The 13,147-nt window shown below is 66.4% G+C and carries 7 protein-coding genes; 6 read left to right on the forward strand and 1 reads right to left on the reverse strand.

Features of this window, described 5'->3' with window-relative positions; genetic code table 11:
- The first annotated feature begins 220 nt into the window (after window positions 1–220).
- From HH110_RS09555 to HH110_RS09580, 6 genes are read left to right on the forward strand one after another with little or no spacing between them, the layout of a single operon-like run.
- The gene (locus tag HH110_RS09555; protein ID WP_176989446.1) at window positions 221–1,834 is read left to right on the forward strand and encodes a glucoamylase family protein; all 1,614 of its coding nucleotides are present in this window, start codon (window positions 221–223) and stop codon (window positions 1,832–1,834) included.
- Window positions 1,835–1,867: 33 nt separating this feature from the next.
- The gene (locus tag HH110_RS09560) at window positions 1,868–3,184 is read left to right on the forward strand and encodes a sugar ABC transporter substrate-binding protein (protein WP_241696495.1); all 1,317 of its coding nucleotides are present in this window, start codon (window positions 1,868–1,870) and stop codon (window positions 3,182–3,184) included.
- The gene (locus HH110_RS09565; protein WP_176989447.1) at window positions 3,181–4,062 is read left to right on the forward strand and encodes a carbohydrate ABC transporter permease; all 882 of its coding nucleotides are present in this window, start codon (window positions 3,181–3,183) and stop codon (window positions 4,060–4,062) included. The genes HH110_RS09560 and HH110_RS09565 overlap by 4 nt, the downstream gene beginning before the upstream one ends.
- Complete coding sequence (locus HH110_RS09570) at window positions 4,059–4,895, forward strand: carbohydrate ABC transporter permease (protein ID WP_176989448.1); 837 nt, start codon at window positions 4,059–4,061, stop codon at window positions 4,893–4,895. Before HH110_RS09565 ends, HH110_RS09570 begins: the two co-directional genes overlap by 4 nt.
- The gene (locus HH110_RS09575) at window positions 4,892–8,074 is read left to right on the forward strand and encodes a discoidin domain-containing protein (RefSeq protein WP_176989449.1); all 3,183 of its coding nucleotides are present in this window, start codon (window positions 4,892–4,894) and stop codon (window positions 8,072–8,074) included. The genes HH110_RS09570 and HH110_RS09575 overlap by 4 nt, the downstream gene beginning before the upstream one ends.
- Window positions 8,074–8,946, forward strand: coding sequence for an endonuclease/exonuclease/phosphatase family protein (locus tag HH110_RS09580; RefSeq protein ID WP_176989450.1), 873 nt, complete (start codon window positions 8,074–8,076; stop codon window positions 8,944–8,946). The genes HH110_RS09575 and HH110_RS09580 overlap by 1 nt, the downstream gene beginning before the upstream one ends.
- Window positions 8,947–9,267: 321 nt before the next feature.
- Here the strand turns inward: HH110_RS09580 and HH110_RS09585 are convergent, their stop codons facing one another.
- Window positions 9,268–12,780, reverse strand: coding sequence for an Rne/Rng family ribonuclease (locus HH110_RS09585; RefSeq protein ID WP_176989451.1), 3,513 nt, complete (start codon window positions 12,778–12,780; stop codon window positions 9,268–9,270).
- Between the last annotated feature and the right edge of the window lie 367 nt (window positions 12,781–13,147).

The raw sequence follows: 13,147 nt of genomic DNA on the forward strand, positions 1-13,147 counted from the left end.
AACGGCCCCGTCCTCGGACGGGGCCGGTTTCATGGCAATGGCTGGCCCTCGGGCCAGTCCATTGTCCAGGCCGGTGCCACGGAGGGTGGCAGCGGCCTGGGCAATGACCCGCCGCTTTCGACCACGCATGCGTGGTTTTTTAAAGCGGCGTTCTGTAAACGATTTCAGGTCATTGGACGTTATGCTTCCCAGTCACGAACACCGCACAAGGAGTTGGCCCATGCAGGCACGCCACCTGTTGACCGCTGCGACGATCAGTCTCGCCGCCGCTGCCTGTCAGCCGCAGGCCCAGCAGGAGCCGGCCAAGCCGAAGCCGCCCGTGATCCTGGTCGAGGCGGATGTGCCGCCGCGGCCGATGAAGCCGGAGCTGCCGCCGCTGTTCGACGATATCGAACGCCGCACCTTCCAGTTCTTCTGGGATACCACCAACGAGGTCAACGGGCTCAGCCCGGACCGTTACCCGTCGCGTCCGTTCGCCAGCATCGCCTCGGTGGGCTACGCGCTGACCGCCTATCCGATCGGCATCGAGAACGGCTGGGTCAGCCGCAACCAGGCGATCGACCGCACCCTGCTGACGCTGAAGTTCTTCCGCGACCTGCCGATGGGCCCGCAGCGCACCGGCAAGGGCGGCTACAAAGGCTTCTACTACCACTTCCTGGACATGCAGGAAGGCCGCCGCTACGACAGCTGGGTGGAACTCTCCAGCGTGGATACCGCGCTGCTGATGATGGGCGTGCTGTTCGCGCAGTCCTATTACGACGGTGACGACGCGCGCGAAAAAGAGATCCGCGAGATCGCCGACACGCTGTACAAGCGCGTGGACTGGCCCTGGCTGCAGCAGCGTGCGCCGCTGATCTCGATGGGCTGGTTCCCCGAGAGCGGCTTCATCGATCACGACTGGATGGGCTACAACGAGGCGATGATGGTCTACATCCTCGCGCTCGGCTCGCCGACCCATCCGGTCAGCCCGGACGCCTGGACGGTCTGGACGCGTACCTACGACAACGACTGGGGCGTCTACCAGGGCCAGGAATATCTGTCCTTCGGTCCGCTGTTCGGCCACCAGTACACGCATGTGTGGGTCGACTTCCGCGACATCCAGGATGCCTACATGCGCGAGCGGGGCAGCACCTACTTCCTCAACAGCCGCTCGGCCGCCCTGGCGCAGCGCGAATACGCGATCGCCAACCCGATGAACTGGAAGGATTACGGCCAGAACGTGTGGGGGCTGACCGCCAGCGATGGCCCGCAGAACACCACCCAGGAATACCGCGGCGAGCAGCGCCAGTTCCGCCATTACTCTTCGCGCGGCGCCGGCCTGCGCGAGAACTTCGATGACGGCACCATCGCGCCGACCGCCGCGATCTCCTCGATCGTGTTCGCCCCGGAAGAGGTGATCCCGGCCGCGGTGGAGATGCACAAGCGCTACGGCGACTACATCTATTCCAGTTACGGCTTCCTGGATTCGTTCAATCCCAGCTTCAACTACGACATCCCGATCAAGACCGGTCGTCTGGTCCCGGATCGCGGCTGGGTGGCCAGCGATTACATCGGCATCGACCAGGGCCCGATCCTGACCATGATCGCCAACTACCGGAATGATTTCGTCTGGGATGTGATGAAGAAGAATCCGCACATCCGCAAGGGCCTGGAACGCGCCGGCTTCACCGGTGGCTGGCTGACGCCGGAAGGCGAGGATCAGCCGATGGAACTGCAGAAAGATGAAAAGGCGGCTTCGGCGCGCTCGGTCGGCATCGCCGAATCGCGCGCGGCAGCAGCCCAGGAACAGAAGAACAATTCCAATTCGAACCGCAACCAGCAGCAGGGGAAGTAAGCAGTGCCATCGTCGTCGCGCCCGAAGCTGGGGTTGAGTCTGTTGCTGCTGATCGTCGGCAGCCTGTTGTTGAGTGCCTGCCGGAAAGAACCGGAAGGGGTCACCGTGCGTTTCTGGGCGATGGGTCGCGAGGCCGAAGTCGTCACCGGTCTGGTTCGCGAGTTCGAGGCCGAAAATCCCGGCATCCATGTCGATGTGCAGAACATCCCGTGGACGGCCGCGCATGAAAAGCTGCTGACCGCGTTCGCCGCCGAAGGGCTGCCGGACGTGTGCCAGCTGGGCAATACCTGGATTCCCGAGTTCGCCGAACTCAACACCCTGACGCCGCTGCAGCCCTACGTGGCGCAGTCGAAGGTGGTGGACCCGGCCGATTATTTCCAGGGCATCTGGGATACCAACGTGATCCATGGCGAGCTGGTCGGCGTGCCGTGGTACGTGGATACGCGCCTGCTGTATTACCGCAAGGACCTGCTGGCCAAGGCCGGCTATGACCACCCTCCGCGCACCTGGGCCGAGTGGAGCGACATGATGGCGGCGATCAAGAAGATGCAGGGTCCGAACCGCTACGCGGTGCTGATGCCGATCAACGAGTTCGAACAGCAGCTCTCCTTCGCCCTGCAGCAGCCCGATCCGCTGCTGCGCGATGAAGACACCCGCGGCAACTTCAGCAGCCCGGGCTTCCGCAGGACGCTGGGCTTCTACGAGAACATGTTCGCGCAGGGCTGGGCCCCGCGCATGTCCGAGACGCAGATCTCCAACGTGTGGGACGAGTTCTTCCGGGGCTTCAACGTGTTCTATGTGTCCGGCCCCTGGAACATCCGCGAGTTCAAGAAACTGCAGCCCAAGGAGCTGGAAGGGCAGTGGGGCACGGCCGCGCTGCCGGGTCCGGATGGCCCGGGTGCGGGCATCGCCGGCGGGACCAGCCTGGTGATCTTCCGCGATTCGAAGCAGAAGGAAGCCTCGTGGAAGCTGATCGAGTTCCTGTCGCGCCCGGCGATCCAGGAGAGCTTCCATTCGATCATCGGCGATCTGCCGCCGCGGCGCAGCACCTGGGAGTATCCCTCGCTGGCCAACGATCCACTGGCGCAGCCGTTCCGCGACCAGCTCGAGCGGGTCAAGTCCACCCCGAAGGTGCTGGAGTGGGAGCGGATCGCCCAGGAAATGCGGATCACCACCGAGCAGGTGGTGCGTGGTGGCCTGGACCAGGATCAAGCAGTGAAAGAGCTGGACGCACGCGTGGACAAGGTCCTCGCCAAACGCCGCTGGATGCATGAGCAGCACCGCCAGGACTCGTCCGGGGTGAGCGACAAGCAGCACTCCAGTGCAGTGGCCACGGAGGCGGCACCATGAAGCAGCGTTCGCTTGCCGGTTGGATGTTCGCCGGTCCGGCCATCCTGGTCATCGCGGTGTTCTTCGGCCTGCCGGTGTTCTCGGCGCTGGCCCTGAGCATCACCGATTTCGACCTGTATGCATTGTCCGATGGGGACAATCTGCGCTTTGTCGGCCTGGGCAATTACATCGATCTGCTGCAGACCCCGATGTTCTGGAAGTCGCTGTGGAACACGACGTATTTCGTGATCGTCGGCGTACCGCTGTCGATCGCGGTGTCGCTGGGCGCGGCGATCCTGCTCAACGCTCCGGCCGCACGCTTCAAGGCGCTGTTCCGCACCGCGCTGTTCGCCCCGGTGGTGACCACCCTGGTGGCGGTGGCGGTGATCTGGCGCTACCTGTTCCATACCAGCTACGGCCTGGTGAACTACGGCCTGGGCCATCTGGGCATCAGCCCGATCGACTGGCTCGGCGACCCGAACTGGGCGATGCCGACCATCATGCTGTTCGCGGTGTGGAAGAACTTCGGCTACAACATGGTGATCTTCCTGGCCGGCCTGCAGGCGATCCCGCATGACCTGTACGAGGCCGCCCGCATTGATGGCGCTTCGCGCTGGAAGCAGTTCCTGCACATCACCCTGCCGATGCTCGGCCCGGTGCTGCTGGTGGTCGGCGTGATCACCGTGTCCGGCTACTTCCAGCTGTTCGCCGAGCCTTACGTGATGACGCGTGGCGACCCACTGCAGAGCACCGTCAGCGTGCTGTACTTCATGTTTGAAGAAGGCTTCAAGTGGTGGAACCTGGGCCGCGCCTCCGCGGTGGCGTTCCTGCTGTTCCTGATCATCCTGGGCGTCACCAGCATCATGCTGCGTTTCGGCCGAAAGAGGCAGTTGGTATGAGTCGTGAAATCGGTCAATCGCGCTGGCATGCCTGGTGGGTCAATGGCGGGCTGCTGGTGCTCGCGGTCCTGAGCCTGGCGCCGTTGCTGTGGATGCTGTCGGTGTCGTTCATGCCGACCGGCGAGGCGGCGCATTTCCCGCCGCCGCTGCTGCCGTCCTCGCTGACGACCGCGAACTACCATGAGTTGTTCGCGCGTACCGGCATGGCCAACAACTTCGTCAACAGCCTGATGGTCTCGCTGGCGATCACCTTCGGCTCGCTGCTGCTCAACACCATGGCCGGCTATGCCTTCGCCAAGCTGCGCTTCGCCGGCCGCGAGCGCATCTTCCAGCTGCTGCTGGCCGCGCTGGTGATCCCGGCGCAGGTGGCGATGCTGCCGCTGTTCCTGCTGATGAAGCAGCTGGGCCTGGTCAATAACTTCGGTGGCGTGATCGTGCCGGCGCTGGCGACGGTGTTCGGCATCTTCCTGGTCCGCCAGTACGCGCGTTCGATCCCGGACGAGCTGCTCGAAGCTGCCCGCATCGACGGGGCAGGGGAGCTGCGGATCTTCTTCCAGATCGTGCTGCCGATGCTCAAGCCGGTGCTGGTGACGCTGTCGATCTTCACCTTCATGGCCGCCTGGAACGATTTCATGTGGCCGTTGATCGTGCTGACCGATCAGGAGCACTACACTCTCCCGGTGGCCCTGGCCACGCTGTCGCGCGAGCACATCATGGACGTTGAAATGATGATGGCCGGCGCGGTGGTCACGGTGGTTCCGGTGCTGCTGCTGTTCCTGGCATTGCAGCGTTATTACATCCAAGGTCTGTTGCTGGGGAGTGTCAAAGGGTGAAGCATGCCGTCGTCGCGGTGGGTCTGGGTCTGGTCTGGTCACTGGCGGCCTCGGCCGCACCGCCGGCGACGCCGGTGTTGCCGGCACCCAAGGTGCTGGACAGCTTCGACGACATGAGTCCGTGGAAGCTGGTCGTCTCCGACCAGGTCAGCGGTTCGCTGCGCAGCGTCGCCGGCAGTGGCGGCGGCCGCGCGCTCTGCCTGGACTACGACTTCCACAACGTCTCCGGCTACGTCGGCATCCGACGCGAGCTGGGCATCCAGTACCCGGAGAACTACCAGTTCGGCTTCCAGCTGCGCGGTGATTCCCCCGCCAACGACCTGCAGTTCAAGCTGATCGACGCCAGTGGCGACAACGTGTGGTGGGTCAACCGGCCCGGCTACGCGTTCCCCAAGGCTTGGGCGCCGGTGCAGTACCGCAAGCGCCAGATCGACAAGGCCTGGGGCCCGGAGACGGACAAGACGCTCAAGCGCAGCGCTGCGATGGAGTTCACGATCTACAGCAAGGTGGGCGGCAAGGGCACGGTCTGTTTCGACCGGCTCACGCTGCAGGGACTGCCGCCGGCCGATACCTCCTCGCTGAGCCCCTCGGTGATCGCCGATACCGCCACCGCGCTGCAGAACCGCATCGTCGATGGCAAGCCGGACACGGTGTGGATCAGCGGCGGCGTGGCCGAGCAGACGATCAGCCTGGACCTGCACAAGGTGCGCGAGTTCGGTGGGGCGGTGATCGAATGGCTGCCCGGGCTGGAGGCCACGCGCTACGTGGTGCGTTCCTCGGCCGACGGTCGCGCCTGGAGCACGGTGCGCGAGGTCACCGCCGGCGGCGGTGGCCGTGACTGGCTGGCCCTGCCCGATACCGAAGCGCGCTACCTGCGCTTCGACCTGAAAGGCGGCCCGAGTTGGCGCTACGGCATCCGCGACATCACGCTGAAACCGCTCGAGTTCGCCGCGACCCCGAATGATTTCGTCCGCTCGGTCGGCGCGGAGCTGCCGCGCGGCTCGGTGCCGCGCGGTTTCACCGGTGAACAGCCCTACTGGACGCTGCTCGGCCTGGATGGCGGCCGCGAGCAGGCCTTGATCGGTGAAGACGGCGCGCTGGAAGTGGCCAAATCCAGCTTCAGCGTCGAGCCGTTCGTGCTGGTCGACAACAAGCTGCTGAGCTGGGCGGACGTCACCACCAGCCAATCGCTGCAGGACGACTACCTGCCGATCGCCAACGTCGGCTGGACCCACGACAAGGCCGGCCTGCAGGTGACCGGCTTCGTGCAGGGCACGCCGGACAACGCGCAGCTGGTCGGGCGCTACACCCTGCGCAACCCGGACAAGGTCGCCCACGAGTACACGCTGGCCCTGGCCGTGCGCCCCTGGCAGGTGAATCCGCCGACCCAGTTCCTCAACACCGTCGGCGGCGTCAGCCGGATCGACAATCTGTCGTTCGACCCGACCCACGTGGATGTCAACGGCAAGCCGCGCCTGTACCCGGCGCAGGCACCCGATGCCGACTTCGCCACCGCCTTCGACAGCAAGCTCGACGTGGTCCATCTGGCCAGCGGCAAGCTGCCGGGCACCACCGAGGTCAAGGACGGCACCGGCCTGGCCTCGGGCGCACTGCTCTACCGCTGGAAGCTGGAGCCGGGCCAGAGCCGCGAGGTGGCCATCGTGCTGCCGCAGACCGGCAATTGGACCATGCCCTCGGCCTTCGACGCGGCCAAGGCGCAGCAGCAGGTCGCCTCGATGTGGCGGACCAAGCTGGACCAGGTGACGCTGCAGGTTCCAGCCGCCGGCAAGCCGCTGGCCGACACGCTGCGCACTTCGCTGGCGCACATGCTGATCTCGCGCATCGGGCCCAGCCTGCAGCCGGGCACGCGCTCGTATTCGCGCAGCTGGATCCGCGATGGCGCGATGATTTCCGAAGGCCTGCTGCGCATGGGTCGCAGCGATGCGGTACGCCAGTACGTGAACTGGTATGCGCCGTATCAATTCGACAACGGCAAGGTGCCGTGCTGCGTGGATTCGCGCGGCAGCGACCCGGTGCCGGAGAACGACAGCCACGGCGAGTTGATCTTCAACATCGCCGAGTACTGGCGCTACACCGGCGACACCACCTTCCTGGAGGTGATGTGGCCGCATGTGCAGGGCGCCTACCAGTACATGGAGCAGCTGCGCCTGAGCGAGCGCACCGAGGAGAACCGCGCCCGCAACCCGGCCTTCTACGGAATGATGCCGGTCTCGATCAGCCACGAAGGCTATTCGGCCAAGCCGATGCATTCGTACTGGGACAACTTCTGGGCGCTGCGTGGCTATAAGGATGCGGCGATCATCGCCAGCACGCTGGGCAAGGCGGAGGCGATGCAGATCAGTGAATCGCGCGACCAGTTCCGTGACGACCTGCAGGCCTCGCTGCTGGCCGCGACCGCACAGCACAGGATCGACTATCTGCCAGGCTCGGCCGAGCTCGGCGATTTCGATGCAACCTCGACCACCATCGCGCTGGCGCCGGCCGGTGAGCAGGGTCGCCTGCCCCAGCCTTACTTGAACACCACCTTCGAGCGGTACTGGAAGGAGTTCGAAGCGCGTCGGGATGGCAAGCGCGAGTGGAAGGACTACACCCCCTACGAGTGGCGCAACGTGGCCGCCTTCGTACGCCTGGGCTGGCGTGACCGCGCCTGGCAGGCGACCGAGTTCTTCTTCAAGGACCGCGCGCCGCAGCCCTGGAACCAGTGGGCCGAAGTGGTCTCGCGCACACCGCGCAAACCGTTCTTCCTGGGCGACCTGCCGCACGCGTGGGTGGCCTCGGACTTCGTGCGCTCGGCCTTGGACATGTTCGCGTACAACCGCGACATCGACGACAGCCTGGTGCTGGCCGCCGGCGTGCCGTCGCGCTGGCTGGAAGGCAAGGGGGTCGGTGTACAAGGCCTGCGCACGCCGAACGGGCAGCTGAACTACGCGCTGGTCCGCAACGACAAGCAGCTCACCCTGACGGTGTCGGCCGGGCTGATTCCGCCGGCCGGCGGCGTGGTGCTGCCGTGGCCGTACAGCGGCGAGCCGGGCGCCACCACCATCAACGGTGAGCCAGCGGAATGGGTGGGCGGCGAGCTGCGCGTGATGCAGGTGCCGGCCAAGGTCGAGATCGAGATTCCGGCGTCGGTACGCCGGGCAGAGCGCAAGGCACCGTAATGCGGCAGATGACGAAGATGATGGGCGGCCTGCTGGCCGCCGCGCTGGCGTTGGCGCCACTGCCTGCGTGGGCGCAGGCCCCCGGGGCAGGGCAGGAGATGACCATGGTCACCTTCAACCTGCACCACGACCGCGAAGACTGGCCGGCCCGCCGCCAGGTCATCCTGCGCGAGCTGCAGGCACTCAAGCCCGACGCGATCGCGCTGCAGGAAGTGATCCAGAAGCCCCACGTGCGCAACCAGGCCGCGTGGCTGGCGCGCAAGCTCGGCTACGACTACCAGTTCGTCTCCACCGATCCACCGGGGCGTTTCAAGCGCTACGGCAATGCTTTGCTGACCCGTCGCCCGGTGTTGTCGCGCAACGACCACCTGCTGGCACCGATCAACGACTACCGCACCGTGGCGCATCTGCGCATCGATGTGGACGGCCGCCCGGTGAATGTCTACGCCACGCACTTGAACGAGCGATCGGATGCGGCAGGCAGCCGCATCCGCGGCGAGCAGGTCGCGGATCTGCTGGCGTTCATCGCGCAGACCGCGGGCGACGCACCGGTGGTGGTGGCCGGTGACTTCAATGCGCTGGTGGATGCCGGTGACCTGAGCGAGCTGCGCAATCATTACGGCGACAGCTACGGCAGCGTGCACGTCAACAACGAACTGGCCCAGGTCAGTACGCTCAACCGGCACTACTACGAAGCACCCTCGCGCATCGACCACATTTTCTTCCAGCAGGACCGGTTGCTCGCCCGCGAGGCGAAGATCCTGTTCGACCAGCCGTATGCCGATGGTCGCTGGGCCTCGGATCATTACGGTGTGTGGACCCGCCTGCAGTTTGCGCCGGGCACCGGAAACGCCGGGGCGACGACGCCCTGAGGCACGCGCTGCGTCGTCGGTGACGGCGTAGCGCGCGAATGGTCGCATCCAGGCATGGCGTGGATCTACCCTTGATGGGTCCGATGCGGAATCCACGCATGGCGTGGGTCCATCCTTGATGCATCCCGTGCAGGATCCACGCATGGCGTGGGTCCATCCTTGATGCGTCCGATGGCATGGGTAGATCCACGCCATGCGTGGATGCTCTCAGTGCCGCCATCATGACCGCCTGACGCACGCCGCTTGCTGCGCCATCCAATACCCCAAACGCAGACAACGGCCCGAAGGCCGCTGTCTGTTTGTTGCGTCACTCACCCAGGATCAGGGCGTGTCGTTCTTTTCCTGCTTTTCCTGGTCAGCCTTGTCGCCTTCGTCGGCCTGCGGGGCATCGGTCGGGATGTCCTCGCGGGCTTCGGCCTGCGCAGCCTGTTCGGCAGCGTTGGTGGCGGCCGGGGTTTCGCTGGCGGCCGAACCGAACAGCTGACCGTTGTGCACGACCGGGCCGGCCGAGGCCGATTCGGTACGGGCCTGCGTGGCTGCCGACTGTGCCGGGGCCTGGGTCGCGTCGACGGCATCCAGCATGCTGGTCTGCACCGGCGCGGCGGTCGGCTCCTTCACTTCCTGCGCAGCGGTCTCAATGACCGGAGCGGCCGGAGCCGCCACCGGAGCCGGAGCCGTCGGAGCCGCCACCGGAGCCGGAGCCGCCGGAGCAGCGACCGGGGCCGGAGCTGCCGGAGCGGCCACCGGAGCCGGAGCCGCCGGAGCAGCGACCGGAGCCGGCGCCACCGGAGCAGCGACCGGAACCGGAGCCGCGGGAGCAGCTGCCGGGGCCGGAGCCGCCGGAGCAGCTACCGGAGCCGGAGCAGCTACCGGGGCCGAAACCACCGGAGCAGCCACCGGCTCAACCGGACGGGCAGCTTCCACCGGCGCGGCCGGCTGAGCAGCAACCGGAGTCGGCTTCGGGCTTTCCACGAACGGCACCGGGTCGTTGTAGGAAGCCGGCGCCTTCTCGGTGATCGGCTCGACTGCCGGGGCAGACGCCTTTTCAACGACCGGGGTCGGAGCCTTCTCGGCAACCGGTGCAGCCACCGGGGCCGGGGTCGGCTCGGCGTGACCGGCGGTCACGACCGGGCTGCTGACCACGGCGACCGGCGCCGCCGCAGCGACGGCCGCCACGGGGGCCGGGCGCGGGGCCTGGACCGGTGCGGGCGCAGCGGCCGGCGCGTTGCCGGATTCGTCGTCGAACTCGAACTCGGGCTGCGGCTGACCGTTGTTGGCCACCTGACGCTCGGCCGGGGCAGCGGTGCCGCCGTCCTGATCGCCGTCCTGGTCGTCGCCATCGTCATCCAGACCGTTGTCGTCACCGTTCAAGCCATCGCTGCCGGCAGCCTGCTCGCCATTGCCACGACGACGGCGACGGCCACCGCGACGACCACGACGACGGCGCGAGGCGCCTTCACCGGTACCGTCTTCGGCATTGGCCGGCGCGTCACCCTGTTCGATGGCGTCGGTGTCGCTCAGCTGCGCATCCTCGGCCGGGGCGGCCTTGGCCGTTTCCTGGACGTGGGCGGCCGGCGCGGCGGCATCGGTGGCCACCACGGCAGCTGCAGCGATCACCGCGGCGTCGGCAGCGACCGGTGCAGTGCTGGTCGGCTTCGGTGCATCGGCCTGCGGCTGGCGCGCGGGCTTTTCGCTCACGGCCGGCTTGTCACCCTCGTTCTGCTGCGGCTTGGCCTGGCCGTTCTGGCCCTGCTTCTGCTTCAGCTTCGGCTGCTGCTGGTCATTGCGCGGTTCATTGCGCGACTTGGCCGGCTGCTGCTCGTTGCGCGGCTTGCCCTGGCCGGGCGCCTGCACCTGTGCCGCAGTGCCATTGGCCGGTGCGGCGGCGGTGTCCTGGCGGCGCTCGTCGCGACGCTCGCCCTTCGGGCCGCGTTCGCCACGCTCACCACGGTCCTTGCCACGGCCCTGTGCCTGCGCATTGCCGTTGCCACTCCGTTCGCCACGCTCATCGCGACGGCCATTGCGGTCCTTGCCGTTGCGATCCTTGTTGCGACCGTTGCGGTTGCCGTCCTGGCCCGGGCGGTTGCTCGGCTGCGGTGCGGCGGCCGGGGCCGGTTCGCCACCGAAGATGCGCTTCAGCCAACCCACCACGCCGGTTGCAGCCGGGGCGGCAACGGGGGCGGCGACCGGGGCCGGTGCGGCTTCCGGTTCCGGGGCTTCGCGCACCGGGGCCGGCTGGCTGTGCTTGACCTGGGTCACCACCGGGGCGACCGGGATGTTCAGCTGGGCCTTGGTCAGCGCGTGCACCGGCAGCTTGCGCGGGGTGCCGCGCTGGTAGCTCGGCTTGCCGCTTTCTTCGCCCAGTTCGTTCTCGCGCAGGCGGGTCACTTCGTAATGCGGGGTGTGCAGCTGCTCATCGGCGACGATCACGATCGGCGCGTCATGTCGCTGCTCGATCTCACGCAGCGCGCTGCGCTTTTCGTTGAGCAGGTAGTTGGCGATCTCAACCGGGGCCTGGACCAGCACCTGCCCGGTGTTCTCCTTCATCGCATGCTCTTCAGCCACGCGGATGATGGACAGCGACAGCGACTCGACGCTGCGCATGCGGCCATGGCCGTCGCAACGCGGGCAGACGATCTGGCTGGATTCGCCCAGGCTCGGACGCAGGCGCTGGCGGCTCATTTCCATCAGGCCGAAGCGCGAGATGCGGCCCAGCTGCACGCGCGCACGGTCGTACTTGAGCGCGTTCTGCAGGCGGTTCTCGACTTCGCGCTGGTGCTTGTTGGAGGCCATGTCGATGAAATCGATGACCACCAGGCCGCCCAGGTCGCGCAGGCGCAGCTGGCGTGCCACTTCGTCGGCCGCTTCCAGGTTGGTCTGGAAAGCGGTGTCCTCGATGTCGCTGCCCTTGGTGGCGCGCGAGGAGTTGACGTCGATGGCGGTCAGCGCTTCGGTCTGGTCGACCACGATCGAGCCGCCGGACGGCAGGCGGACGTTGCGTTCATACGCGCCTTCGATCTGCGATTCGATCTGGAAGCGGTTGAACAGCGGGATGTCGTCCTTGTAATGCTTGAGCTTGCGCAGGGTCTGCGGCATCACCTGCTGCATGAACTCCTGGGCGGTCTCGTACAGCTCTTCGGTGTCCACCAGGATCTCGCCGACATCGGCGCGCAGGTAGTCACGCAGGGCGCGCACGATCAGGCGCGACTCCTGGTAGATCAGGAACGAGGCCGGCTTGGTCAGCGCCGCTTCGGCGATCGACTTCCAGACCTGCAGCAGGTAGTCCAGATCCCACTGCAGCTCTTCGGCATCGCGGCCGACGCCGGCGGTGCGGATGATCACGCCCATGTCGTCGGGGATGTTCAGCTTGTCCAGCGCTTCTTTCAGCGCGGCGCGGTCTTCGCCCTCGATGCGACGCGAGACGCCACCGGCGCTCGGCGAGTTCGGCATCAGGACCATGTAGCGGCCGGCCAGCGAGATGAACGTGGTCAGGGCAGCGCCCTTGTTGCCGCGCTCTTCCTTGTCCACCTGGACCACGACTTCCTGGCCCTCGCGCAGCAGCTCGCGGATGCCGGCCTTGTTGTGGTCGACGCCCGCCTGGAAGTAATCGCGGGAGATTTCCTTCAGCGGCAGGAAGCCATGGCGCTCGCCGCCGTATTCGACGAAAGCGGCCTCCAGCGAAGGCTCAAGGCGCGTGATGCGGCCTTTGTAGATATTCGACTTCTTCTGTTCCTTGGACGGCTGTTCGATGTCGATGTCGTACAGCGTCTGGCCATCCACGATGGCTACCCGCAGCTCTTCAGCCTGCGTGGCATTGATCAGCATTCGCTTCATTCTTGCGTTCCTCGCGCGCTGCTACCGCGCGGAACGCCATGGGGTTTCGCTTCTGGTCACGCTTCACCGCCCATCGCGCATGCGCGGGGAGGGCAGTTTGGGTTTCCAGCGCTACGACACCACGGCAGGCCGCGGGAGCGCTTCATTTGTTTTGGTTTGGGTGTTACTGGGCCGGAGGCAGCTTTCAGCCAGGCTGGAGCGCCACAGGGACATGTTCAGCGCGAATGCGTGTCAGACATCCGGCGATGGCCGGGACCGCCGGTGAGCCGCTAACATGGCCGCCCCGGGGGCGGTGGCTGCGCACTGTGCCGGAATCGAGGGAAGTCGGGCTTCTGGCCCAGAGCAACTTCCAACGAAATCAATCCCT

This window comes from Stenotrophomonas sp. SAM-B, from assembly GCF_013387485.1.
Lineage (GTDB): Bacteria > Pseudomonadota > Gammaproteobacteria > Xanthomonadales > Xanthomonadaceae > Stenotrophomonas > Stenotrophomonas maltophilia_AA.